At 42.6% G+C, this 25,938-nt stretch carries 27 protein-coding genes; 12 read left to right on the top strand and 15 right to left on the bottom strand.

All coding sequences use genetic code 11. The features are described from left to right. The first annotated feature begins 15 nt into the window (after positions 1–15). The 4 genes from R7R78_RS02285 (at position 16) to rmf (ending at position 4,251) form a co-directional block, all read left to right on the top strand. Complete coding sequence (locus R7R78_RS02285) at positions 16–258, top strand: glutaredoxin family protein (protein ID WP_017821808.1); 243 nt, start codon at positions 16–18, stop codon at positions 256–258. Next, positions 236–2,155 carry an ABC transporter ATP-binding protein gene (locus tag R7R78_RS02280; RefSeq protein ID WP_213893859.1) on the top strand — a complete coding sequence of 640 codons (1,920 nt, stop codon included), beginning with the start codon at positions 236–238 and terminating at the stop codon, positions 2,153–2,155. Before R7R78_RS02285 ends, R7R78_RS02280 begins: the two co-directional genes overlap by 23 nt. A gap of 7 nt (positions 2,156–2,162) precedes the next feature. Beyond that, the gene (locus R7R78_RS02275) at positions 2,163–3,896 is read left to right on the top strand and encodes a DUF3466 family protein (RefSeq protein WP_225472944.1); all 1,734 of its coding nucleotides are present in this window, start codon (positions 2,163–2,165) and stop codon (positions 3,894–3,896) included. Positions 3,897–4,077: 181 nt separating this feature from the next. Further along, complete coding sequence (gene rmf / locus R7R78_RS02270) at positions 4,078–4,251, top strand: ribosome modulation factor (protein WP_005377453.1); 174 nt, start codon at positions 4,078–4,080, stop codon at positions 4,249–4,251. A gap of 140 nt (positions 4,252–4,391) precedes the next feature. Here rmf and fabA read toward each other — a convergent pair whose 3' ends face one another. Continuing rightward, complete coding sequence (gene fabA / locus R7R78_RS02265; protein WP_005390081.1) at positions 4,392–4,910, bottom strand: bifunctional 3-hydroxydecanoyl-ACP dehydratase/trans-2-decenoyl-ACP isomerase; 519 nt, start codon at positions 4,908–4,910, stop codon at positions 4,392–4,394. Between the two features lie 70 nt (positions 4,911–4,980). Beyond that, positions 4,981–6,621: an AAA family ATPase gene (locus R7R78_RS02260; RefSeq protein WP_005377458.1), complete on the bottom strand. Its 1,641-nt coding sequence runs from the start codon at positions 6,619–6,621 to the stop codon at positions 4,981–4,983. A 210-nt stretch (positions 6,622–6,831) separates the two neighbouring features. Between R7R78_RS02260 and matP the strand changes: the two genes are divergently transcribed. From matP to R7R78_RS02240, 4 genes are all read left to right on the top strand, one after another. Beyond that, positions 6,832–7,281, top strand: coding sequence for a macrodomain Ter protein MatP (gene matP / locus R7R78_RS02255; RefSeq protein ID WP_005396497.1), 450 nt, complete (start codon positions 6,832–6,834; stop codon positions 7,279–7,281). 15 nt (positions 7,282–7,296) lie between these two features. Continuing rightward, positions 7,297–7,608, top strand: coding sequence for a DUF3634 family protein (locus R7R78_RS02250; protein WP_225472943.1), 312 nt, complete (start codon positions 7,297–7,299; stop codon positions 7,606–7,608). A 114-nt stretch (positions 7,609–7,722) separates the two neighbouring features. Continuing rightward, positions 7,723–8,046, top strand: coding sequence for a hypothetical protein (locus R7R78_RS02245; protein ID WP_225472941.1), 324 nt, complete (start codon positions 7,723–7,725; stop codon positions 8,044–8,046). Positions 8,047–8,568: 522 nt separating this feature from the next. Then, positions 8,569–8,934, top strand: coding sequence for a regulator (locus R7R78_RS02240; protein WP_225472939.1), 366 nt, complete (start codon positions 8,569–8,571; stop codon positions 8,932–8,934). Between the two features lie 28 nt (positions 8,935–8,962). Here R7R78_RS02240 and R7R78_RS02235 read toward each other — a convergent pair whose 3' ends face one another. Together R7R78_RS02235 and R7R78_RS02230 are read right to left on the bottom strand one after the other, a co-directional pair. Next, complete coding sequence (locus tag R7R78_RS02235) at positions 8,963–9,499, bottom strand: hypothetical protein (RefSeq protein WP_225472937.1); 537 nt, start codon at positions 9,497–9,499, stop codon at positions 8,963–8,965. A 184-nt stretch (positions 9,500–9,683) separates the two neighbouring features. Continuing rightward, on the bottom strand, positions 9,684–10,871 hold the full coding sequence (locus R7R78_RS02230) for a hypothetical protein (protein WP_225472935.1): 1,188 nt from the start codon (positions 10,869–10,871) through the stop codon (positions 9,684–9,686). 243 nt (positions 10,872–11,114) lie between these two features. On the opposite strand from R7R78_RS02230, the gene R7R78_RS02225 reads away from it, so the two are divergent. Further along, positions 11,115–11,741, top strand: coding sequence for a DUF2726 domain-containing protein (locus tag R7R78_RS02225; RefSeq protein WP_225472933.1), 627 nt, complete (start codon positions 11,115–11,117; stop codon positions 11,739–11,741). A gap of 39 nt (positions 11,742–11,780) precedes the next feature. Here the strand turns inward: R7R78_RS02225 and R7R78_RS02220 are convergent, their stop codons facing one another. The 8 genes from R7R78_RS02220 to R7R78_RS02185 form a co-directional block, all read right to left on the bottom strand. Continuing rightward, positions 11,781–13,133 (bottom strand): secretin N-terminal domain-containing protein, encoded by a 1,353-nt coding sequence (locus R7R78_RS02220; RefSeq protein WP_225472931.1) that lies wholly within the window; start codon positions 13,131–13,133, stop codon positions 11,781–11,783. A gap of 17 nt (positions 13,134–13,150) precedes the next feature. Beyond that, positions 13,151–14,224 (bottom strand): zonular occludens toxin domain-containing protein, encoded by a 1,074-nt coding sequence (locus R7R78_RS02215; RefSeq protein ID WP_225472957.1) that lies wholly within the window; start codon positions 14,222–14,224, stop codon positions 13,151–13,153. Further along, a complete protein-coding gene (locus tag R7R78_RS02210; RefSeq protein WP_024701224.1) occupies positions 14,224–14,583 on the bottom strand; it encodes a DUF5455 family protein in 360 nt (119 codons plus the stop codon). The genes R7R78_RS02215 and R7R78_RS02210 overlap by 1 nt, the downstream gene beginning before the upstream one ends. Next, a complete protein-coding gene (locus R7R78_RS02205) occupies positions 14,583–16,208 on the bottom strand; it encodes a methyl-accepting chemotaxis protein (protein ID WP_225472929.1) in 1,626 nt (541 codons plus the stop codon). The genes R7R78_RS02210 and R7R78_RS02205 overlap by 1 nt, the downstream gene beginning before the upstream one ends. Positions 16,209–16,285: 77 nt before the next feature. Continuing rightward, complete coding sequence (locus R7R78_RS02200) at positions 16,286–16,549, bottom strand: major coat protein (RefSeq protein ID WP_140104866.1); 264 nt, start codon at positions 16,547–16,549, stop codon at positions 16,286–16,288. A 269-nt stretch (positions 16,550–16,818) separates the two neighbouring features. Continuing rightward, complete coding sequence (locus R7R78_RS02195) at positions 16,819–17,124, bottom strand: hypothetical protein (protein ID WP_005389159.1); 306 nt, start codon at positions 17,122–17,124, stop codon at positions 16,819–16,821. A gap of 83 nt (positions 17,125–17,207) precedes the next feature. Further along, positions 17,208–19,238, bottom strand: a complete 2,031-nt coding sequence (locus R7R78_RS02190; protein ID WP_225472928.1) for a replication endonuclease — start codon at positions 19,236–19,238, stop codon at positions 17,208–17,210. Further along, entirely contained in the window at positions 19,231–19,512 is a 282-nt protein-coding gene (locus R7R78_RS02185; RefSeq protein ID WP_025787611.1) for a hypothetical protein, read from the bottom strand. The genes R7R78_RS02190 and R7R78_RS02185 overlap by 8 nt, the downstream gene beginning before the upstream one ends. 200 nt (positions 19,513–19,712) lie before the next feature. On the opposite strand from R7R78_RS02185, the gene R7R78_RS02180 reads away from it, so the two are divergent. Beyond that, positions 19,713–20,081 (top strand): DUF3693 domain-containing protein, encoded by a 369-nt coding sequence (locus tag R7R78_RS02180; protein ID WP_031849321.1) that lies wholly within the window; start codon positions 19,713–19,715, stop codon positions 20,079–20,081. 167 nt (positions 20,082–20,248) lie between these two features. On the opposite strand, the gene R7R78_RS02175 is transcribed toward R7R78_RS02180, so the two are convergent. From R7R78_RS02175 to R7R78_RS02165, 3 genes are all read right to left on the bottom strand, one after another. Further along, the gene (locus R7R78_RS02175) at positions 20,249–21,970 is read right to left on the bottom strand and encodes an ATP-binding protein (RefSeq protein WP_158156477.1); all 1,722 of its coding nucleotides are present in this window, start codon (positions 21,968–21,970) and stop codon (positions 20,249–20,251) included. Continuing rightward, a complete protein-coding gene (locus R7R78_RS02170; RefSeq protein ID WP_017634895.1) occupies positions 21,960–23,141 on the bottom strand; it encodes an FIST signal transduction protein in 1,182 nt (393 codons plus the stop codon). The genes R7R78_RS02175 and R7R78_RS02170 overlap by 11 nt, the downstream gene beginning before the upstream one ends. A 113-nt stretch (positions 23,142–23,254) precedes the next feature. Continuing rightward, complete coding sequence (locus R7R78_RS02165; RefSeq protein WP_005377473.1) at positions 23,255–23,611, bottom strand: hypothetical protein; 357 nt, start codon at positions 23,609–23,611, stop codon at positions 23,255–23,257. 257 nt (positions 23,612–23,868) lie between these two features. Between R7R78_RS02165 and ccoN the strand changes: the two genes are divergently transcribed. Both ccoN and ccoO read left to right on the top strand, forming a co-directional pair. Continuing rightward, positions 23,869–25,296: a cytochrome-c oxidase, cbb3-type subunit I gene (ccoN, locus tag R7R78_RS02160; RefSeq protein WP_005396488.1), complete on the top strand. Its 1,428-nt coding sequence runs from the start codon at positions 23,869–23,871 to the stop codon at positions 25,294–25,296. 12 nt (positions 25,297–25,308) lie between these two features. Beyond that, on the top strand, positions 25,309–25,929 hold the full coding sequence (gene ccoO / locus R7R78_RS02155; protein WP_005377475.1) for a cytochrome-c oxidase, cbb3-type subunit II: 621 nt from the start codon (positions 25,309–25,311) through the stop codon (positions 25,927–25,929). Positions 25,930–25,938 lie beyond the last annotated feature (9 nt).

Here is a 25,938-nt window from a genome sequence, read left to right as displayed (position 1 = left end):
CAAAAGGATTAATACGTGCTGATATTGTATAGCACGGAGGGATGCCATCTTTGTGAGATGGCATTTGCTCTAGTAGACCAAGTCGGTTTGGCCGAGCAAACAGATATCATTGATATTGCGTTCGATGATGTACTATTTTCTCGTTACGGCGTCACAATACCCGTATTAAAATATCAAGATTCTGAGTTGAACTGGCCGTTTGACTTAGAACAACTCACACATTGGTTGGATAATAATGGCATTACTTACCATTCATAACGCACAACTTGCATTTGGTGACCACCCATTGCTAGACAAAGCGGAGTTCGCTCTTCAAGAAAACGAACGCGTTTGTTTAGTTGGTCGTAACGGAGCAGGTAAGTCCACGTTAATGAAAGTGCTTGCCGGCGACATTTTGTTGGATGATGGCAAGATTCAAATAACTCAAGACGTAGTAGTTTCTCGGCTTGAACAAGATCCACCGCGCAATCAAGAGGGTACGGTTTACGAATACGTATCTGGCGGTTTGGCTGAAATCGGCGAACAATTGAAGATCTATCACGATCTTCTCGATCTTGTTGCTCAAGACCCAAGTGAGAAGAACATTAACCGTTTGGCGAAAGTTCAAGAGCAACTTGATCATTCTAATGCTTGGCGCTTTGATGACCGTGTTAAGAACGTACTTGGCGCTTTAAAACTAAGCCCAGAAACCAAACTGGCCGATCTATCCGGTGGCTGGCAACGTAAAGCTGCTTTAGCTCGTGCGCTGGTTTGTGATCCTGATGTATTGCTTCTTGATGAACCAACAAACCATCTCGATGTGACAACGATCGAATGGTTAGAGAACTTCTTAAAAGACTTCAAAGGCTCGATCATCTTTATTTCTCACGACCGTGCATTCATCAAGTCGATGGCGACACGCATCGTCGACTTAGATCGCGGTCAATTAGCTTCTTTCCCTGGTAATTACGAACAGTATTTGAATGACAAAGAAGAAATGCTTCGCGTCGAAGAAATGCAAAATGCTGAGTTCGATAAGAAACTAGCTCAGGAAGAAGTGTGGATTCGTCAAGGTATTAAAGCACGTCGTACTCGTAATGAAGGCCGTGTTCGAGCCCTTAAAAAACTTCGTGAAGAGCGTCGTGACCGTCGTGAAGTTCAAGGTAAAGTTAACCTAAACATCGATGATGCTTCTCGTTCAGGTAAGATTGTATTTGAAGCAGAAAATGTATCTTTTGCTTACGAAGGCAAGACAATTGTCGACGACTTTAGCTTTAACATCATGCGTGGTGACCGTATTGCACTTATCGGACCAAATGGCTGCGGTAAGAGTACGGTACTTAAATTGCTACTAGGGCAATTGGAAGCGCAGTCTGGTCGTTTACACTGCGGAACAAAATTAGAAGTCGCGTACTTTGATCAGTACCGAGAGATTTTGGATCCAGAAAAGACAGTGATCGATAACTTAGCGGATGGGAAACAAGAAGTAATGGTTGGGGGACGTCAGCGTCATGCGCTGAGTTATCTCCAAGACTTCTTATTTGCACCTAAGCGCGCCAGAACCCCGGTTAAGGCACTTTCCGGTGGTGAGAAAAACCGATTATTGCTAGCCCGTATCTTGTTGAAACCAAACAACTTACTTATTCTTGATGAACCAACTAACGATTTGGATATCGAAACGTTGGAACTTTTAGAAGAAATGCTTGCCAATTATCAGGGTACATTATTGTTAGTGAGTCACGACCGTGAGTTCGTAGACAACACAGTAACAACCAGCTGGATTTTTGAGGGTAACGGTATAATCGAAGAGTTCGTTGGTGGTTATCATGATGCTAAACAGCAGCGTGACCAAGTTCTTGCTTCGCGCAGTCAGGTTGAAAAACCAACGAAGAAAGAGAAAGTGGTTGAGGAAACTCCCAAAACTACGCAACCTAAGAACAATTCGAAGAAGTTATCGTATAAGCTGCAAAGAGAATTAGAGGCTCTACCAGCTAAACTTGAACAATTAGAGTCGGATATCGAGAGCCTTCAGGAGCAAGTGAACGATCCAGAGTTCTTTGCTAAACCTGTAGAGCAAACTCAGCCGGTATTGGAACAGCTTGCTGCACTAGAGCAGGAGTTGGAAATCGCATTCGAGAGATGGGAAGAACTCGAAGCAATGCAACAGGATAGTTAAGAATTCAATGAATTGTAGTAATAAATTCAAATTGACCGCCATTGCAATGATGGTTGGTACCACAATGAACGCACAGGCGGCATTGTATCAAGTTGTTGAGGTTTCACCTCAGGATCATGGTTCAAACGGTGACTACCAAACGGCTTACGGGGTTGCAATTCAACAGGGCGATGCAGGTACAGATCCTTCAACAGGTTCACCTTTCGCTTTAGGCTGCTTTGATGCAGCAGCAAACTGCACGCCAGAGCAGTTTAAACTTGCAATGGAAACTCGCACTACGCCGATTTCAGCGACACAAGCCGTGGATGGGAACAGCTATCGTGAAGAAATCCCATTCGGATTAGACGCTGGCTTTTATTACATCCAAGAACTCAAAGACTTTGAGCGTTACTGTTACAACCAGCTTCGCTATTCCACCTGTGACTCATGGGCTTCAGTAAACTGGACGCCGTGGAATAAAGAACGTAGTAAAGACTTTACTTCTAATGCGTTAGCGTTCATAGAAGAAGATTCTGCTGCTTATAAAAATGAATATAACAATGTTATCAACCAGCTTACCGAGGGTGGTGCAGCTGTCGGTAATCAGAGTAAAGTTAGCACAGAAAATACTTCTACATTAGAAACACGAAATACCGTAGTTGCACCAGTAGAGCCAAATATTCTTACTGGCGATGGTGACGCAAGTGTTGTGCAAAGCCATGCTTGGAGCACAGACGGCAATTTTACTGTTGGCAGTGTTTCTCGAACAGCAAGCAATACCAATGGATCTCACCACACATCAAAAGCAGCGATTTGGGATCAAAGCGGAACCGTCAGTGAATTGGCTTGGCCAAGTGGCACATCTAAAGATGGAGAAAGGTTAGCTCAAGGGAGCATGCGTGACCTTGTCACTGATGGAACTACGGTCTATGGCGTAGGTTACAACACTTACAGTGATGATAACTACCTGAATGCGACTGTTTTTGTCGGAACTCTAGAAGCCGAAGGTAGCGTTGAAAACGCAACTTGGAAAAACAAAGTTGTTGTAGGAGCTAGACAGCGCGAGGGTGATGATACGGTTCATACAAACTCACGATTAACCGACGTTAACTCTAATTTTGTTGCTATTGGTGAAGCAAAACGTTCGGGCGGATACTTAATGCCAACGGGCTCTGCTCCGAATCGTCTCTTTATCGTAGATGATGTTCGTAAGGATTCTATTAGCGCTTTTTACCCAACTACTGGCATTTTCTTTAGCGGTGCGGGCGGTAAGATGGGCGGTATCAACTCTTACAATGAAATCGTCGGGCAACTTGATGCGGAAACGACTCGTGAAGACGATGGCAAGCCACGTCGTAAGCGCGGTTTTATCTATCCATATAGCGTAGGTGGCGAGACTAGTGAACGTGCTGCAACATTATTCAATGGAGAAGCTTGGTTCCTAGACAGTTTGACTAACGGCGGTGATTACTCTGAACAAAACAATCAGTTCCGTATTATCGACGCAACTGATATCAATGATGCAGGTGTGATCTCTGGTACTGCTATGAAATGTGCAGGTGGTTATAGTACAACAGCAAACAATGCGACATGTAGCTCTGAAGAGCAAATTGTAGCAGTCAAACTAGTACCTATTGCTGACGCAACTAAGGACGACATCGTATCTCGAAGCATTGACTCAACGACGACAGAGCGTCAAGGTGCAGGCCTTGGTTGGTTAGCTTTGACCATGCTTGGATTGTTGGGGTTCCGTAGAAAATAGTTAAAAATCGTCAGTAATTTTTAAATCAAGCAGAGGCTCACACATTTGAGTCTCTGCTTTTTTTATGCCTTGAGAAATTGCCTACTTTGATCGATTCTTATAAGTGGAGTCATAAAAACTCCATCAAAGTTTCACAATAACAGCTGTACGTTAGTAAATGGACCTGTATGAGGAATTAACTATGAAGAGACAAAAGCGTGATCGCCTAGAACGAGCTCAATCTCAAGGCTACAAAGCTGGATTGAATGGAAGGTCTCAAGAGGCTTGCCCATATCAACAAGTTGATGCTCGGTCGTATTGGTTAGGTGGTTGGCGTGATGCCAGAGATGAAAGACAATCTGGTCTCTACAAATAAACTCTCCACATACAAAAAGAAGGATTCGAAAGGGCTCTACGGAGCCTTTTCTACATTACAGGGACATAGGGAAGTAGGTTAACACTCGATAACAAAAAGGCTCCTAAATAGGAGCCTTAATAAATCGATTAAAATCGTGATTAGAAGCTTGAAGTGTCTTGGAACAAGCCAACTTTCAAATCTTTTGCTACGTAGATTTCTTTGCCGTCCACACATACACGACCGTCAGCCAAACCCATCACAAGCTTACGGTTTACAACGCGTTTCATGTGGATTTCGTACGTCACTTTTTTCGCTGTTGGCAGGATCTGACCTGTAAACTTCACTTCGCCAACACCCAGAGCACGACCTTTTCCTTTGCCACCAACCCAGCCAAGGAAGAAACCAACAAGTTGCCACATCGCATCAAGGCCAAGACAACCCGGCATTACAGGGTCGCCAGGGAAGTGGCAGTCAAAGAACCACAAATCTGGAGTAATATCCAATTCCGCCAAGATCAAACCTTTACCAAAATCGCCTTCAGTCTCAGACATTTTAGTAACACGATCCATCATTAGCATGTTTGGCGCAGGAAGCTGAGGGTAACCAGGCCCAAACAGTTCGCCTTGGCTAGAAGCAAGTAGATCGTCACGGTTATAAGAATCACGTTTGTTTTGCATTATCAATTACTCCAATTTTTGATAGCTGCATCTTAGTGAACACGTGTACGCTAAACAACTCCGATCAGTACTAGACAAACCAGTTTTTGATGCGCTGCACAATTCCTTCTGGATGCTCATGTCTTTCAAAGTTTTCAATACGTTCCGCTATTTTGCCAATAATGCTATCGTCTTCACCTCTAAAAGGTTTATTCATTACAATCGGAATAGCTTCATCTACGGTAGAAACGGACCAAATATGGAACTCACCATTTTTAATGCTTTCTATTACATCTTTATGTAATGCAAGGTGTTTAAGGTTTGATTTTGGCATCACAACACCTTGATTTCCTGTAAAACCTTGATGTTTACAAACCTGATAAAAACCTTCAATTTTTTCGTTCAAGCCACCAACGGCTTGCACTCGACCAAACTGATCAACAGCCCCTGTAACCGCAACTTGTTGATTAATTGGAGATTCAGATAAAGCACTTACCAAGCAACAAAGTTCTGCAAGAGATGCGCTGTCACCATCAACTTCACTATAAGACTGTTCAAATACGATGGAGGCTGAGTAAGGCAGTGGTTCATCCAGTTTCAGAGCAGAGCTCAAGAAAGCTTGCATAATCATCATGCCTTTTGCATGTAGATTGCCTCCAAGCTCAGCTTTGCGCTCAACATCGGAAACATCGCCATCACCAAAATGAATTACACAAGATATTCGCGCAGGCTCACCATAGCTGACAGGGTGCCCAGCCATATCAATAACGGTTAGGCCATTGATTTGACCAACTTGTTCCCCAGTTGTCTCAATGATGACTTGTCCATCTAAAATATCGTACACGGCACGCTGAGGAAGGTAAGATTCTCGGTAATACTTATCGTCAATCGCTTTATCTAACGACTTGTAATCTAATGCGTGGCCATCACTGAACTGGCTAGCAAGCGTTAGAAGTTGAGAGTGCCACATTACTCCTAAAGGCAGATAATGTTGATCTTCAGTAAATCTCATACCGGCCAGCAACAATCTTCTAAAACCACATTCAGTTAAGTGAGGCAGCTGATATTGAGAACATATCCAGTTCACTAAACCAAAGTAATCTGTCAAATTCTGCTCTGACAGATGAATATCTTCTTCAACTTCCGTATACATGGCAAAGCCAGAACAGAAGTCTTCATCGATGTATTCTAGCTCTGCTAACTGACTTCTTTCTCCTGTTACAATCAGTTTTACATCATAAGCTTTAGCTTGCGGTACTGAAGTAGGTAAACGAGTAGGGCTTAGGTTCAGTGGCTCGATAAGGTTTTGTTGAATTGCAGACTTTATATTTGGCCAAAGCCCTGGGTTAGCCAAAATTAGATTAGCCGGTACAATTAAGTAACCGTTATCTGCCTGTGAAATTAAACCAGGTTGGAAGGCAATATCACCACTTACATCAACACTGTAACGGTCAAATAAACGTTTGGCATCAAGTGATTCCGAAAAAACTATCGCAGCGTTAGACTGGCTCTGAAGAGCTTTACTGATGAACTCTCTATATACAGAATTATCTACGCAGTTAATGAGTAGTACTCGCGTCAATCCGGAAATTTTTGAAAAACGAGATATCGTTGCCGACATTCTCGGTTGGAGATCAGTAAAAGACTTCTTTGGTAACGAAGGTGCAGACTTTAAAAGTGCTTCGTACTGCTCAAGTGAAGGTGTTACGTCTTGCCAATTAAGTTGGTTCATTAAAATTCATCGTAATTCAATCTTGCCGACATTATAACGAAACGGACTATAACACCCTAGCACCAATTTGGTTTGCTCTCGGCATTCATCTCTCAATGAACAATACTTAGACAAATGAGTGATCAACATCGATACTTCTAAGAGTTTTATTTGCCCAAGTAAACCATCTGGGTTACGCTGTCACTAGGTTATGTTTATGGGTCGGAACAAATGAAATATCAGCAGCTTGAGAATCTAGAATGTGGGTGGAAATGGAAGTATCTCATCAAAAAATGGAAAGATGGTGAAGCGATTACCCGACATATTGATACGAGCGAAGCAGATGCAGCGGTCGCAGAACTAAAACGCCTTGAACACGAGCCTACACTTGTCTTAGCTTGGATAGAAAACCACATGTCAGAAGAGTTAGATAATAAACTCAAGCAGGCTATCCGAGCGAAACGGAAACGTCACTTCAATGCAGAGCAAGTCCATACAAAGAAGAAATCCATTGATTTAGATTACCGAGTTTGGGAAAAGCTTTCTAGTAGAGCGAATGAACTTGGTTGTACGTTATCTGACGCAATTGAATATTTGCTTTCCGAAGCGTCGAGAAGTGAAAAAGCGAGTCAAAAAGTTACCTCAATTAAAGAGGATTTGAGTAAATTGCTATCTAGCTAGGATAGGGAGTGCCAAATGTTATATGTAATCTTAATTGCAGCCATCGTGATCTTTTGGTTGATCGCAGTCGATAGGCCGGTGTTAAAAGTAAAGTTCGATAATGGCCATATTAGTAACGTAAAAGGGCATCTACCTCCTTCTTTCAAACACAACTTACAGGATATTAGTGAGCATAACCCGTTTACTGGTGAAATGAAGGTGTATAGCCAACGAACAGGAATGCGCTTAAGCTTTTCCAAAGGCATTCCCAAAAAAGTTCAACAGAGGATTCGTAACGTTTTTCCGCACCAGGGCTTCAAAGCAAACGAAGGCAAGAAGCGCGCTTAATTACATATCAGTTACTTCATCATGTTAAATGGGACGCAATGTGGCGTCCCATTTTCGTATCTACAGAAAAATTACTTATCATTGAACAATCAACAACATAAACGGACCAAAACGATGAGATACGTTGTAACTTTAATGATATTGATCTTTGCAAGTAATTCAGTTTTTGCTGACGATTCAGAAACGAACCTGTTGGCTAAAAAGATTAAGACTAAGCTTCAAAAGAAAGTAGACAATAAGTTTGATGGCTATCAAGGTTATTGTGACGTCATGATAGAAATGGAGCACAAAAGTAAAAACGTAGTAATAAAAAGAGTAACCAGCAGTGGTGACCAAAAAGTGTGTAGGTACGTTAAGTCCAACTTGAAGAAAGGAAAACGCTATCGTTACAAATACCCCGAAAAGTACATTCGCCTCCATATAACCACAGGCTTATAAATGTTTCAGAACGCCTTGATTAAGAGCGAGTGAACTGAGCTCGTGATTTTTGGCAGATTTCGTTGCGGAGCGATTAGAGCGTTTAGCTGATTTTTGCTGTTGTACGAGGCGAGTATGAAAGGCTTTTTTGTTTGGTAGTGCTTAAGTTAGTAATCGTGATGCCATTGAATGGCAAATTCAGTGAGTTGGCCATCATCACCATACATAGATTGATTCAGGTACTTACGGAAGAACACGCCAGTAAGTCGAGGGCTAAGCGCGCATCAATTTTCAATAAGAGATTTGATTTGCTTCGTAAGCATAACCACAAACCAAACTAGCGATTGCAAGTCCACAGGAACCTCGGTTAAAGCCTCAAAAGCAAACAATGTTGTTAATCTTAGGAGGACATTTTAAAGTAGCTAAAACCGGACATTATTGCTTTGAGTTTACACCCTCCTTGGTGCGCATTATATCTGCTTATGTTGAATGCGATTGCATATGCTAGTCCTATAAAATGTCTCTCTTTTGAGGGACTATTCAATGAAGTATCACGAAATGACTAAAAACTATATTTTTCGTGAATTTGAATGTGGTTTATCCGTCGAACAAGCTGCTGAACTTTGTTTAAAAACTGTGAGAACGGTCAAAGAATGGGACAAGGGGAAAACCATTCCACCTGAGTGTAAACGGTTGATGAGAATGACAAAGGGTAGAGAACTGAGCCCATCAGAACAATGGGAGCACTTTAAAATGCACTATGACAAATTAGAACTTCCAACAGGACAATTGGTTACGGCTCAACAACTATTAACAGGAATAGCGTTATTAGAGATTGGAGCACTAACAGACTTAGAAGCGGCGGGGCAAGTATTAAAATATGCTAGAGCACTAAAGAAAATGATGTAAAAAAGGCTCCGCAAGGAGCCTGATAATCTTAAAGAGCTTCTACGTTTTCTTTATTCCAGAATTTAGAAAACCCTAAAGCAGTAAAAGATACTGTTTTAAATCCATCGATGAAATCGGTTTCGACTAAAACGCTATTATTTTTGGTAAATGCGTTAATAACGAAACTCTTTCCTGCATCAGACTTAGGTGTTAGATAGAGATATGCATAAGCGTCTTCGCTTTCTTTAACACAAAATCCATTCATTTTAATAGGTTGACCATTAAAATTTTGTATGGCAACACCTTCTAGCTTATGTTGGTTTGTGTTATTTATATCTTTAGATTTTCTATAATTGCATGTATCTCTGCTCGTATCTCCTAGATTAAAATACATGCTCAATTTCCCATTCAAGTTGCGCTGAGCTTGAACAGCAAAAAACCTTCCTAACTCGCCATCTTCATTCAAAGATGCCATCATAACTGTGCCATCTTGTTCCCATGTATAGCTAGGGACTGGTATCCACTCTTCTTTAGCTGAAGCAAAAAAGCTAGTTGCTATAAGTAGAAATAAAGTAAGTATCCGCATTAAATTTCCGCAAAAATTAATCTCATTAAATTTGTGGTTATTGTAATTCAGTGGAAACTGGTTTTGGGACCTTAATTGTTAGAAGATATGTAAATAGTTACTATAAAAATGAAAGCAAAGGTAGGCATAGTAAAACCTATGCAAGCTTATGTATTATGAAAAAAGGCTCCAAAGGAGCCTTCTATTAGAAACTAGAGTTTACCGGGCATATGCTTCCTTCAATCCAAGGCATATGACTACGTGTTACGATGTCGTCTCCAATAGAAAATGTCTTTTCACCCCAGTACTCAACGATTTCATTAGGTTTTTTATGCTCTTGATTAGAAAAACTGTGCCTGTTTTCTTTAATAGAGCCGTAATACGTCATACTAGATACATATGATCCAGAAGCTTTAGGGTCATTCAAAATTAATTGTATCTCGTGGTCAATCTCTTGGAACATTTTTAAAAAATGTTCCAGAATATCATCAACGTTTTTGTTTAGATTTGCTCTATGAAAGATGAAGGAGAAGGTATAACCACAGCTTAGACTTAAGAGGTTATCTTGCCCAACTTCAGAGCCACTTACATGATATGAGTCAGTAACATATATGACATTCTCCAACAGCTTTTTCTTTGATTTAAAAAACTTATCAATATTTATTTTGATTGTTTCCACTACTAGAGTTGATTTCCCTAAGGTTCTCTGACTGATCTCAACAAGTGGGATTTTAACGCTGATATCGATAAAACTACCAGAATTCGACTGTAAGAAAGAAATTCTCGAAAAGTTGTAGTTCATTTTGTTAAGTTCGACGTACCATTTTTCATTCAAGTTAGTTGGTACAGGGTTCATTACTGTATAAAGGTCTCTAAAGTATTCTGTTGCACCATGAAATACATGACTTATATTCTGTTTAAGTAATGTTACATCATCTTCCGTCACTGGTCTAAAATGAGCAAATGAGTTTCTTATTGCGTTTATTTCTAGCAACTTATTTACAATCACCATTCTGTCAGCTGAAAAGTAGGGACTAAATTGCTGCCAAGTGCTTTCATTTTCTAAAATATAAACGAGCTCTCCGCTATTAAGGAACAGCATTGGTGAAGACACAGTATTACCTAAATAACCATACTTCTTAGATTGTGTGAACCTTTTCTTATAAGCAGAGCTAATCGTCTCGTCTTCGTTAATATTCGTGTTTGCCCAGTTTGCACCTTTATACTTTTTTAGAATGCTATAAACAAACACTCTTAACGAGTTTTCAAATCTAAATAGAATGTTAAGAGCTTCATAAGAATGAATATGAATCCAATCTCCTGGAATAGTATATTGAGGATCTTGATAATCACTCTTTTCGACATTTAATAGCTCTTTATCTCTCCAATCCATAACGTATCATCCTTATAAAAATATATGCACTTCAATTATAAGTCATTGTTCCAATAGGGTAAAAACAATCTAGTAAGGTTATACAAAGATTTGAACAGAAATGAATGTATGGAATAGCCGATGGAGTGTGGAATTTACCCCCGTAATACACTACGGGGGCGCATAAAAGCTGATTTCTATAACACACTGAACAAAAACGATATGCTACCATGCACTCATTTTTTTATGAGTGAGGAACGGAAAGTGCCTGAATTACTGATACTTATATCCTTAGCGTGTATTGTGTATCTATTCACAAAGAAGGGAAAGAAATCTAAACGTAGGCTTAACGAATGGGAACAAGGTGCAGCGGTTAGAAGACCAAACAGCGTACATTCTTTTGAACCCAAAGTTGTAGAAAAGAACCCAAAGATAGTCGAAGTAGCACTGCCGAAGACTGGCAATAAGGCTAATTCTGTACCTCACAAGAAAAGTACATACTTGGCCACCAAGACAGAGCGCAGATTCTATAGGGTGTTGCAGGAGCTTATACCTGATGAATACGTGATTCATAGCCAAGTTTCATTGATGGCGTTGGTTCAACCGACCAATTTTAAAGATAACTCTCGAACTTGGGCTAAAAGAATGGACTACGTGATAACGGATAGAGACACAAAAGTTTTGGCGGTCATCGAGCTGGATGACTCATCTCATAGGCAGAAGAAGAGACAAGAACGAGATATATACGTAAACAATGCACTTAACGGACACCATCCGTTGCTTCGGTTTGAAGCTAGAAGCTCTTATGACAAAACACATATCGCAACCGTGTTAGAACGTGACACGATAATAAAGTGTAGAGAATTGGAAAACGCATTACAGTACAGCTAAAGCAGAGCCGAACAGCAATTGTTCGGCTTTTCTTTTAACTCAAAGTATCGTGGTTCTTATCGTTACTTTAAGTTCTTTATCTACCGTATTGGTCTTTTCTGACCGGAATAGAGCACCAAGCAAAGGCACATCCATCAAGACAGGCACACCGCTTACTGAATCGCGCTGCTCTTGGGAAATCAAACCACCTAAAGAGATCGTCTGGCGGTCTTTGACCTTGACCACGGTTTGCAGTGTTCGCGTATTGGTGATGATGTCGGATGCGATAGAGGAATCCGTTACCGAGTCGGATTTTTGCATTATCTGAAGCACAACATGATCACCAATTACATGAGGCACTACCTCAAGTGACACGCCCACATCCTTACGTTCGATTTGCTGGACTCTATTACCGCCATCTGTCACCTCAGAGGAAGTGAGGAACGGCACGTTCTGGCCAACCGTGATGTAACCGCGCTCTCTGTCCATAATGAACATGTTTGGTCGTGATAGGAGCTTAGTATTCTGATTCTTAGACACGGCTTTAATAAGCGCATTAAAATCACCACCCTCATAAAATAGCAGGTTATCAACGGCTTTCTTGATTGCAGTAGGCTGCGAAACAAAGCCTGCTTCACTCAGTGCCAAGTCCATATTCACGCCGACTTCCTGAGAATCACCAAGCTCAGTTTCGGTAATCACAGCCTCAATAAAGACTTGCTTTTGTGGTCTATCAATCCCTTTGATGAGCACATCAATGTGCTTCAATTGGTTCTCAGAGCCAGTCACGATAATGCTGTTTGTGGTCGGTAATACCTCAACCTTGTAATTCTTAATTGCTTTATTGTTCAGTGTTTGATTCTGCGTTGCAGCAAGCATCGAGGAAATCAAATCAACGACCTTGGTATTTCGGACATTCTCAAAGAAGTACAACTTCACTTGAGAGGGTTCGAACGTCTCCACTTTGTTGGCGTCAGCAATGATGGTAAAAACGCCGTGGTCATGCGTAAGCTCGTAACCATGCGCACGAAGCACCGAAAGGAAAAAGGCTGGATAGTCCTCATCTTTCAAATCCGGCGCGGTAAAGCTGACCTCACCAGTGACACCATGACCGAGCACAACTGTGTTTCCAGTGTGAACCGAGAACCACGATGCAAAGTCTCCAATCGGTGTGTTTTTTGCCTCAAAGGGCGCAGAGGTGGCGGCAAAAGCAGGAGAGCCGAGCAGGGTGCACGCGAGCAGAAAGACGGTAATGCTGGATGTGGAAAAGTTGGAACAAGCCGTTGTTTGTTTCTCAACTTTACCACAGCGCATAGTAAGTAATGTGCGCGTGAGCAGTGAGCCTCCGGCGTAATAAAATTCTTTTTGTTTTTTTGAAAGAAAAGCTGTGAGTTTTGCGATTATCCATGACATAAAGCGCACCTTATTCCCTAGCACATGACTTTGAATGATTGACCGTTGCCACTCACCGTAATGGAGCAAGAGCCGTTAGATTGAGCCGTAAAGCCCTTTGCGTATAGTTGCGACGACGACAGACGCACATCGTCCTTAACGAGCACAAAAGACGGGGCTACATTTGGGGGATTCATTGACGATTCGATTCGATAGCCGTCGAGCAAGTCACTCAATGACTCGCGAGGCTCCGATGCTTGAGCCGTTTCGGGTTCCGTCGACATGTTCGGCGTGCCAACTAAGGTGAACACCGCAAACGAGACGGCGACACCTGCCGCAAACACACTGAATCGAGAGTATTTGCGGAGATAGATTTTCGTAATGCGCATGATATTTCTCAACGTATACGGGACAGTGTAACGTCCGTGGGTATAGTAGGGCGGCAATACTGAAAAAACGCCGTCCTCATAGTTGTTCCTAAACATCTGCTTAGTGTCGTAAGAACTGTATAAGTCCGTACCCCAGAGCATCCATTTATCGACGGTGAGCGAGTTCGCGTTGTCACCATATTTCACGATGCCAACGTGCAACTTGGGCATTTTCAACTTGAGTTGACCGAGCGTCAGAACGGATACCGCCGTCGAGATGATAGGGACTTGAAGACGGTCTAAGCGGCGACAAAATACGGTGTGTTCAGCAAGTGCGAGACGCGCTTGTTTATCAACAATCGAAATGTCTTGAACTATGAAAATGACATCCCATCCAAGCTTTCGAATATGCAAAAGGTGATCAATTAACTTTTGTCGATTCTTGTCGTTCCATGTGCGCGAGTTAAACCACGTTCCGCACTCATCGAGCACAATCAAGCCGTCTTTTTTAGTGTCATAGCTTTTGTTTGCCGAACCAATCACCATTAAATCTTCCACTTGAGGCTTGTCCGGTAAGCGATAAAGGCGAGTGTTGCGCTTATCGCGTCCAAGCATTTCTTTCAAGTTGATATCGAGGTTTGTCGCCACAGGCACACCACGCATAAACGCCTCACGAATCTTACCGACTGCCGTTAGTGTTTTGCCTGAGCCGAGCTTACCCGTGACAAAGTAGACCGATGCCATTACGCCGCCCTCACAATCGCGTAGAACTTCCACTCCCACACCCAACGCAACAGACGCGCCGAGTAAATCGCACTCACACAAGGCACAGCGTTATTAGGGATGAACATACCCGCTGCTTGTGACCACATTGGAGGCGCAACATAAGACAGACCCGTTGCAAGGGTGTAAATCGCCAAGGTGAGGGTGACGGTTAAACCGATTAGCAGCGTTAAAATGACCAAGTTAATCGTGACGTTTCGTGCTTTCGCAATGAAGAACCAACCAAATAACGTGGTCGCTATCTGAGAGATAAAGGCAACCAGAGCAGGGAGGCGCAGCGCCGTCCCAATGGTACTGACAATTGGTAATAACTGAATCATTAGTAATATCTCCCCGAACCTGGCTTGTTACTTGGTACAGGCGTGACCTCAGTCAGCAGGATTTCAACAAGCGTCTTAATCGTGTAGATGTAAATCAGAATTGAGATGATCATTTTGAGTTTCTGCGAAAACTCACAAGAGATAGAAGCGCGACCACCGCCAAGCGTAGGCAAGGATAGATTCATGCAGGGTGTAGGCTTAGGTAACACACTCAAAAACGAATCCGATATAGCATTAATATGCCCCTCAGACTCCGCCGTCAGATTCTTCTCAATCAAATCGTTTGCCGCATCGGTCACGGTCTTTTCATAGGAATTCATCGCACCGGACACGGCTTTATCCGCTTGAGTCAGTACATCACCGACATAATCCGAACCTAAACCATGAGGGTTTTCACAATAGTTGTTTTCCTCGGTAGGCTCACAAGGCTTGAGGTCGTCGAGCTTGTCCGATAACTCCGCAAATCCATCAGCGTTAGTGGTTTGCAGATCATCGAGTCCCTTAACCACCTCACCGACAGAATTGGTGTTTCGATTGACCGCCGTCGTGATGTCACCGTTAGCTTGCTGAATCAGCGCCTTAGTGTTTTCGTAAATCTTGTTGTCGTTGATTTGCTGCTTTTGAATCGCTTGGGTGTTAGTCACCATCGACGCATTAAGCGCAATGATTTGGTTTTGAATATCAGCGCTCGATTGATTGAGGTCGACATTTAGCGCGTTGAGTGCTTTGTTCACATCCGAATTAAGCCCTTTGATCGCACTGACAACGCCTTTATCGGTTGATTCATCCGTGTCAGGGTCTTCGACTTCTGGCTCCGCGTCAGTATCGGGTGGGTTAACCGTATTGGTTGAGCCGTCAGGCAATACGCTAGGGTCTTCGATGTCGCCCGTTGGGTCGTCAGGGTCGTGAATTGGATCATCGGGAATAATAGGGGTGTCAGGACCATCTTTACCCCAAAACAGCGTACCACCATCACACTGATTACCAGTGAATTGAAACTTACCGTGACATCGCGTGTTTTGAGTGAACTCACCGGAGTCGACATCGGTACAAAGCGTAGTGTCATTTGGAATACGCTCAAGCTCACAACGGGTTGCGCCAAAATCGCCATAACATGCCCCCGTCACTTGCTCACCATAAACATAAGCCGACCAGTGAAGTGATTGTTTGTCATCAATGGATAGCTTGAACTGACAGGCATCCATACAAGTGCCGTCAGGGTTTTCACCAAACTCACATGCAGGAACGATAGGCTCACAGGTGTAACCGTCACCATCTTCTACTCTTTCATGATCTGCTGGACACTTAGCGGTACGATGAAGAAACGTTGCAGCGTGATATCTCGGGTAACTGGGACTGGTTGTGTTACAAATAATCATCAAAGCGAATTTACTACTCTCTATAGAGCATGATGTCGTATAGAAGTCTTTGTAGTTAACAAACTTATTTTCATAACAAGAAACATACGAGTAAGGGTTAACCCTTTTACCCAAGGACAAGTTACAGTTAGGATAAGCGGCAACATCGCTAGCGCTGTAAGTAGGTTGAGCGGCGCTTACATTAAAAGCACTAAACAAAACACCCAGTAAAATAATCAGTGACGCTATGCTTTGTTTAATGTTCATTTGTAAATATTCCTCGTGAAAAATAACGCCCCCATTCGGAGGCGTTGACCAATGGGTGTATAAAGCAGTCGTTAGAATTACGTTGCTTTGTTTGCACCTTTCTTGAATAGCTTGATGCCGATGAAACCAACCGTTAGTGGAACAGCGATTGTCCAAGTAGAGGCAAGCATGTCAGTAACAAACGTGCTTAAATCAGCGAATGCTTGCGCTGCCTGATCTGGCAATGCTGCATGTGCACCAGATGCCGCCATAAGAAGTGCACCACCAAATGTCGCACGTTTTGTTGTTACTACTGCGCCAGACTTAGCCATTGCTGCGCGTACTTTGCTTTGCTTTTCCATAGTCTTATTTCCTATGTTTTGTTTATGAAGAAGTTGAAACCTCAGCCGCTTTCTTGAATCCAAGAATGTGGAAACCAATCGAGAAGCCAAGGATAAATGCTGCCCCAAAACAGCCGAGCATAAACTCTATTGACAGCATTTATCTTTGCCCTCCGACCATCCAACCGAGCGCAACTAACAAGAAGCAAATGCCTAAGAACACCATTAACTGAAAGTTATCGAGTCGAGCCATTAGCTCTGCAAATTGCGTCTCGGTCATGATTTAGCCCTTACTTTTCATTAAGTTGAGGTAGGGCGTAGAGGTGGAAACCGTCGATAGAGACGTGTTTACCCTCATCGTTACCAAAGCTGAATTTTTTGTGTTCCACATCAAACATCATGCGATTACCCACGCAGCGCTTGAGCAGTTCGCCAGCCTTGCCGTTTTCCCAAAGCTCAGGAGACACACGCACTTCAATGGTGTCTGTTGGATTGGTCGTGATGAGACGCAGCTTGCCGTTTTGCTTTTGTTCGCCATTACGGTCTGTTTTGGTTTCTTGAACGATGTCCGAAACATCTAGAATTAAACCTTCCATTCTCATAGTGTTTTGCCCTTATTTTTACGTTGTTGGTTAGTTGAAAATTGAAATGACAGTTATTGACACAAGTCCAAGGGAAATTAATGCATCATGTCGGGCGGGGCTGCGCCCACCCAACACGACGCATTAATTTCCTGAGGGTCGGTGAGCAACAGCGCTTCCATTTCGTCATAGAGCGCTAGGTGTTTTTCGTATTGCTCGTAAAGGTCGTCATACATACGCTCGTACTCTTTTTCACGTTCTAGCGCGTCGAAGTAATCGACCACGTTAGACATGATCCCTTGTTGAGCACGGATGAATTGTTGTTTGTTCTCGGTCTTCCAAGTACGGAAGCGAGTCGCGATAAAAATCTTATGGAACATCAAGCCATTCAAACGCGCTTGAGCCATATCGCCGTAACGAGTTGATGAGTATTCACCGCCCGAAGCAATCAATTTTTCGATAGAGGTTGAAACGGAATATTCCGCTTTTACTGGTTGGTCTTTGCGCTTAACGAACACGCCGCCCATTGCGTAACAAAACGCTTTCCAGTCGCCCTCATCAGCAGAGCGGCGAACCGTTTCTAATAGAAAGTGTTCGTCTTGAGATAAATCTGTAAACAAAGCATCGTCCTCTTTGAATTCATCACGAAGACGACGAAGCTCACGCCATACCGTGACAGATGGACCACCAATAAATTGAAATTGTCGAATTTGATTCACACGCGCCCAAGTCACGACACGTTCCGCCGCATCCGAGCCAGACAAAGACGAACCTTTGTCAGAATCAATGTGCTGACCGTCGATGTTTTTACTCAGGTACTTAGCGACATAACCAACGGCTGAACCTTGCGACCAGTCGATAACTTCCGCTTTGAAACGGGCTTTCTTTGCGCCTTTTTCGTTTGGCGAGTCAGCCATAGCGAGACGACGAAACTCAGACGTCACGAACTTGCGTGCGGATTTTTCCATGAAAAGCAACAAGTGGTGATGCGGTGTGCCGTCTTGGTGAGGCTCGACAATGCGCATCCCGTAAACCTTGATTTTGCTTTTATCAATCGACTTGCGAAGATTCGCCCAAACGCCCATAAGGTAAGCGTGAGCCGCTTTCGCATCAGGCTTGCCAGCCTCAAGCCATTTCGGGTTGATGTCACCCTTAGAAACAGAGTGGAAACGAGACGGAGCCGTTACCGTGAAGAACACCGCATCGTGATTCGATTCTTGAGCGATTTCCTCAAAGCCACGCAGACGAACGAACATTTCTGCGCGGCGAATCTCAGCGTTAGAAACCGACTTAGCGGATAGCTCACTGAGTGTGAAGTAGTTAGACGGGTCAGCCTCATCGTAAGCAATCGTGTTTTCTAGCGCGATACGGTTAGACGTATTGCGATCACGTTGACGGCTTAGAGAAAAATCCGAGCAGTAAACTTGCTTACGGCGTTGAACAAGCGCTAAATCACGCGCAACACATTCAACCTCGTAAGCACATTTACGGCGCAGTTGACGAACAAGCCAATGCTCATCAAGGGCACGGTTTACCAATGCGAAAAGCTCACAGTTGTTTTCTGCGTATTGAATTTGCTCAGGTGAGAATGCCAAGCCTAATGAATCAAGAAGCTGACACGCTTTATCAAAACGCGCTTGTGATTCTTCAAGCGGAATTGCACTTAACACGCGAGAAAAATCGCGTGATTTGCGCTTGGCTAGGTTGGTAATTTGTTCATCCGACATCGCGTAGCTGTAGCCGTGCTCAGTCAAACGGTCGTGAGCGTCGTTAACTGCGCGAACGGCTTCCAGAGCGTTGCGTGTTTTCAGAATGTCGGTGTAAGCGCGTGTCATATGTCGAGCGAAGTCGCCGTTACGGTGTAATGATTTCGGCAAGTCCAAACAAGGGTTAGAAGTAGGGCGCTCAATAAATTCTGACAGGTCGTGTGAGTAGATTGACGTACTCATTGCCGATTTCACTGTCGACGGAATGAAATCCTCAGGCGTTGTGAATCTGTGGTCGACGTACTCAAAACGATGGTCGAATAAGTTATCAGGAATGTGCTCACATGAAGCCCAAGAATGGACAGGAACAAAATCAATCCATTCTTGTTTACCTGATGCCAAATCAACAACAAGTTCACGCATTATTTTGAGCCTCAACCGTTTTTGAAATAAGAGCGCGTTTTGGTGCGTCTTTCACGTAAACACGAAGTTCACTAACTTCGTTTTGTGTAAGCTTACCGTCAGCCATGAACTCGTTAAGCATTGGAATAGCGGATGGCTCTTTTTCAACCCAGCGTTGAACTTGAGCGTAAGTGCTCGCAGGAACTTCGAAATTCGAGCGGCCATAGAAAACAAACGCGATAGCTAGTAGTCCAGCTAACATACATAACAGTTCAAATGTTTTGTCGCGTTCCATAATCAACCACCTTGACTAGTTGAGAGAGCGACCGCCAAAGCCAAGCGCGAAAGCGTCAAGGGCAAACGCCCAGAGCTAAGGCGGTCTGATACTGATTGAATAACCAAATTTGGTTAGTAGCGTAATCACCAAAATTGGTTAGTGCAAGACACCAAAAATGGTGATTGATAAGCTAAACTGACGGAAATGGAGGAAGCGGTATGTATCAGAACAAACTATTAGATGCCTACAAAAAGGCTCAAAGTTACGTACAAGACAAACAAATTGCAGCGGATATGAATGTGCCGCCGCAGAGAATCAGTGATTTCCGCAAAGGAAAGCGTTATATGACTGATACACAAGCAATTTTTCTTGCAGAGCAATCAGGTTTAGACCCTGAGATTGCATTGTTGGGTTGTCACGCTGATCGCAATGATAATCCGCAGATAAAAGCAGTATGGGAAGGAATTGCAAAAAAGTTTAATGGGCTTGGATTGTCAGGAATCTCAATGGCTTGCACTGGATTAGCCTTAGTGATTGCAAGTCCACAGGAATCACTATTACAGTGCGCATTATATGTGTTATGTTAAATTGTATATCGCCGTACGCTAAATGTTGTCTGAGTATGCTCCTATTCCCTTGCAGATTTTAAATTTAAGGGCGTTAGTATTAAACATAATAGTTATTTACCATAAAATACTTAATATAGATCTTAATAATCTATCGATTGTTAAGATCTATATTAACGCCTTTTTAGTTATTGAAATGACTGTATAGCTTCAAAGATATCTTGTCTTCTAACTGGCTTGGAAATGAATCCGTCCATCCCGGCATCCAGGCATTTATCTCTATCGCTTTCTAGCGCATGTGCAGTTAACGCTATAATTGGAGTCTTGAGGCCTTTATCTCGAATAAGTCTTGTTGCGGTAATTCCATCCATCACTGGCATCGAGACATCCATGAGAATCAAATCGATTAAATCCTCATTCTCTTCTAAAAATGTTAATGCCTCTGCTCCATGGCTTGCGATATGAACATTATGGCCAAGCTTATTTAAGATAAGCTTTATTACGAACTGATTCGACTCGGTATCTTCTACGACGAGAAGTTCCATTGCTTTTGTCGGTTGATTGGTTTCGATTCTAACTGGACGATTTTGATTGCAACGAGTCAAAACTGGAATCGAAATCGTAAAGGTTGAACCAACATGCTCATCACTTTTAACGGCAATCTTGCCACGCATCATTTCAACTAAATGCTTGGTTATTGCGAGCCCCAGTCCTGTACCACCGAAGCGTCTCGTGATGGAACGGTCTCCTTGATGAAATGCCGTAAACAAGTGCTCTTGCTTTGCTTTAGATATACCAATTCCAGTGTCAGATATTGAGATCACAAGTTCAGCATCTTGCTCAGATACAGAAACTTTTACTTCACCTTCGTCTGTAAACTTTATTGCATTCCCTATTAGATTAAACAGAATTTGAGATAACCGCGTGGAGTCAATCCAAAATTGTTTGTCATTAGTGACAGTACAGTTGAGCTTGAATTTAAGATTTTTCTTCTTAGCTATTTGTTTTTGCTGAGAAATAACAAAAGTGACAGTGTCTCTTAAGTTAATCCATTGTTCATTGAGCTGAAAGCGACCTGACTCGATTTTAGAAAGATCAAGAATGTCACTGATTATCGCGAGAAGTAACTCTGCAGAGCACTCCATTTGGCTCAAAGCATCAATTTGTTCTTCTGACAAGGTTGATTGCTTCAGTATATCTAGCATTCCAAGAACGGAATTTAAAGGGGTTCTTATTTCATGACTCATCATCGCTAAGAACTCCGACTTAGACCGGTTCGCAAGCTCTGCTTCTTCTCTTGCTTTAGCGAGCTGAGTTGTTCTTACTTCAACGATACGTTGTAACTTCTCTTTGGTCTCGATATCAATGACCGCCCTTTCAATTAAGGGACGAAACCGCCTCAAGGTTTCCTTATTCTCTATGCTAAAGTGCCCTTTCTGAGCTCCAATAAGTAGGATTACGGTTTGCGTTACTTCTGAACGTATACCAGTTAAAACGACCGAGTTTACATGGCTTTTTATAAAGCTGTTTAAGTTAACAAACTCAGCGAGTTTATCTGGCTCGAACAGTAGAATGCATTCACCATTGAGAGCTCTTTGATAGGTGTTACCGTGTAACCAGGATACATTATCAAATACGCTATTAGTTGATATCAATGTCTTGAAGGGATATCGTTCACCATCACGAGTCAGTACAATAAAATCATCGAAGTTGATGTACTTTTTGAGGACATTGTTTAATCCCGTAAATATCTCATGCCGATTCTTTGCCTCACTCATCGCAGATATCGCGGAAAGAATGGCCTTGTTTTCATCAGCGAGTAGTCGTTCTCTTTGTCTAGCCTGCTTTAGCTCAACTAACGCTTCTTGAAGCGCTTCCTGTTGATATATGTCTAAGTATTTATCTTTCATAAGGTTTATGGAATATAGCCGATGAAATCATCAGGTTTCCATGTCCATTCTCACCACCAATAAATCTACCTTGCTCGCCGAAAGTAAAAGGGCAAATAAAAGGCAAATGTTCTAGTTCTTGGTTAATTTGTTCACAAACGCTATTCATGTCTTGCATTAAGTGCAACATGGGACCTGCGCAAAAGATATTTATCACTCCAATTTTTCGAGACTCTTCTAATTTTTGGTTAAAAGCGGCATTGACGACTTTTGCAGCGCGCGCAACGAGATGCTCACGACTTCCTTTCATTAATGTGAGCTCGTCACCCTCTTCTATTCGTGTAAACAACTCGATTCCACCATCTGGCGTCTCACGGATCGGATGGGATAACTTGTAATATGGGCGATCATAGAGATGACCTGCGATCCGCCCTAATGGATAAGCACTCGAGTTTGTAAACAGCATATTATCTTTACCTACTTGGTTATCCTGGTGATTTGTCCACCTTCTATAAACATTGAGCGCAGGTTCATTATCAATTTCAAGTAAGCATCTATCGTTGGTCTTGGTTGCAACACCTTTGATATTAGTTGGTGTATGCCCAGCGCTAAAAGCGATATCAACAGGTTGAGAGGAGTAAAAGAGAGTTAAGCTTAAACCTGAAGTTTGAGAGCCTTGGGCGGTTATCACAGACCATTTCCCAGCGATGTTATTATCAGCGGCCGAACCACCAATAATTGGAATTAGAGTTCCAAATCTTTCATCTATAGACGCAATGATTGATTCCTCTTGCCCTGGTGTAGCATGAAGTAGAATTAAGTTTGGTACCTCTCCTACACGGTTTGCGTTCTCAAGGGCCATATCCAAAGCCTTGGTGACGCTGTCACCTGAGTTGTGATTAGAAATACCAGTACCATAAGCATGAGGACCTGTATCATAAACAGCAAGTGCCGCAATTACTGGTCCTGTATGAAAGCCCTGATCTGTCATTACGGCTTGACATGAACTGGCGCCATGAAAAGGCACACCAGGAAAATGCGCAAGAAACGCTTCTCGAATCAACTCGAAATTGTATTCTTCCGTGTAGTAACACATCACGTAAGACAAGTTCTGTTGTGTCAATTCAGACCTGAGCGTTTTTATCGCTGAGTCTTCATCTTTAATATGAGTAAAAACTGATTGGCAATGCATACGATTTTATAATTGGATATCACTCTGCTGTTATACCATTCCAACCAATTTTCTCTAGGTAAGAAGGTGTTAATTTCATTAATAAGTTACGATTATCTCGTGATAGATCGTATTTATAATTGAACTACAACAATGTTTTCACCTTTTTTAAAGGTGATTTTTTTCGATTCAGGCATGATGTCCCATTCTACTGACTTATGCTTTTCGTTGAGATTGATAAAATTACCAGATTGATTTAGATCAATTTTTAGAGTGCTACTTTCTGTCGTTTCGAGCGAAATTCCCATTGAGTCACGATTAATCGTGATTATTTCTCCTTCAATTGTTACATCGCATCGTTCTTTTTGTGAACAGTCAACGCTATTAACACTCTCGTGTGTAAAGGTACGCCAGAAAAATGCGCCTATTAAAACACTGAGCATGATTAAGATTTGTGCAAGTCGCGCCTTTGTTAACTTTTGTGCAGGCATAATTACTAATATCCTTGTTACAAACTTCAAACTTTTTAAATAAAAAATGATTTCCAGAGGTCCAGTAAGGTTACTACCCTGTCATTGAATTGTTAATTCAAGTATAGTGTCACGCTGAAAATGCCACTTTTTATTAAAGTCAGCAATGGAAATAAGGTGATGATAACACTTGAATTCTAGAGTTTACTTGGGTGGTGTTACGACGCAAGTCGTGTTGGAAGTAAAAGTGTAGTTAATTAGAAATTGGAAGCATGCAAATGAGCCAAGTAAAGCAGCTTGAACAAAACTACAACTATACAGTCGTTCGCCAATTTACCCTTGTGACCATTTTATGGGGCATAGTTGGTATGGCTGTTGGTGTTTTGATTGCCGCTCAATTAGTTTGGCCACAGCTAAACTTTGATACGCCGTGGTTGACGTACAGTCGCTTACGTCCACTGCATACTAATGCGGTAATTTTTGCGTTTGGTACCAGTGCTCTGTTCGCAACGTCTTATTATGTTGTACAGCGCACATGTCAAACACGTCTTTTTGGTGGCCCACTCGTTGCCTTCACCTTTTGGGGTTGGCAAGCAATCATCCTGGCAGCAGCCATTACTTTGCCTCTCGGTTTAACATCGGGTAAAGAGTATGCTGAGCTAGAATGGCCTATTGATATCGCAATTGCGCTAGTATGGGTATCATATGCGGTGGTGTTCTTCGGCACACTAGTGAAGCGAAACACGTCACATATTTATGTGGCAAACTGGTTCTTCGGTGCCTTTATTATCACAGTAGCAGTACTTCACATCGTGAACAGCATGGCTATTCCTGTGTCACTTGGTAAATCTTACTCGATTTACTCGGGCGCAGTGGATGCGATGGTTCAGTGGTGGTATGGACACAATGCGGTAGGTTTCCTACTGACCGCTGGTTTCCTAGGTATGATGTACTACTTCGTTCCTAAACAAGCTGAACGTCCTGTTTATTCTTACCGTCTATCTATCGTTCACTTCTGGGCACTTATTTCTCTATATATTTGGGCAGGCCCTCACCACCTTCATTATACAGCGCTACCAGACTGGACTCAGTCTCTAGGTATGGTTATGTCGCTGGTTCTATTTGCTCCTTCTTGGGGTGGTATGATCAACGGTATTATGACGTTATCTGGTGCATGGCATAAGCTTCGTTATGACCCTATCCTACGTTTCCTAATCGTTTCACTGTCGTTCTACGGTATGTCTACCTTTGAAGGCCCGATGATGTCGATTAAGACGGTTAACGCACTTTCTCACTACACAGACTGGACCATTGGTCACGTTCACTCTGGTGCGTTAGGTTGGGTTGCGATGGTTTCTATCGGCTCTGTATATCACTTGGTACCTCGCCTATTTGGCCAAGAGCGTATGTACTCTGTTGGTCTAGTTAATGTGCATTTCTGGCTAGCAACAATCGGTACCGTTCTTTACATCGTTGCGATGTGGATCTCTGGTGTAATGCAAGGTCTTATGTGGCGCGCGGTTAACTCTGACGGTACGCTAACTTACAGTTTTGTTGAATCTGTAGAAGCGTCTTATCCGTTCTACTTTGTACGTTTCCTAGGCGGATTTATCTTCCTATCTGGTATGTTCCTAATGGCATACAACACGTACAAAACGGTAAGTGCACCTAAAGAAAGCCTAAAAGCTATCCCACATCCGGCATAAGGAGATTTAAGAATGAGTAATAATTCTAATAATCGCCATGAAATCTTAGAACGTAATGTCGGTTTGTTGGCTATTTTTATCGTGTTTGCTATCAGTTGGGGTGCTCTTGTAGAGATCACTCCTCTGATTTTCCAAAAGCAAACGACTGAACCTGTAGAAAATCTGCGCGCTTACACTCCTTTGGAGATGGAAGGCCGTGATATCTACATCCGTGAAGGTTGTAACGTCTGTCACAGCCAGATGGTTCGTCCTTTCCGCTCAGAGACTGAACGTTACGGTCACTACTCTGTTGCTGGTGAGAGTGTTTGGGAACACCCATTCCTTTGGGGCTCTAAGCGTACAGGCCCGGATTTAGCTCGTGTTGGTGGTCGTTATTCTGACGAATGGCACCGTGTTCACCTGTTAGATCCTCGTGAGCTTGTTCCTGAGTCAAACATGCCAGGTTTCCCGTGGCTAGCTGAAAACGTTTTAGACGGTAAGCTAACTCAGAAGAAACTTGAGCTATTTCGTGATCAGTTCGGCGTTCCATACACTGATGAAGAGATCGCGAATTCGGCTAAAGAAGTAGAAGGTAAAACAGAGATGGATGCAATCATCGCTTACCTTCAGTCTCTTGGTCATGCAATGAAGTAAGGGGATCAT

Source organism: Vibrio sp. 2134-1 (genome assembly GCF_033339495.1).
Note: the sequence above shows the minus strand (reverse complement) of the source record. Positions and strands in the feature narration are given on the sequence as shown.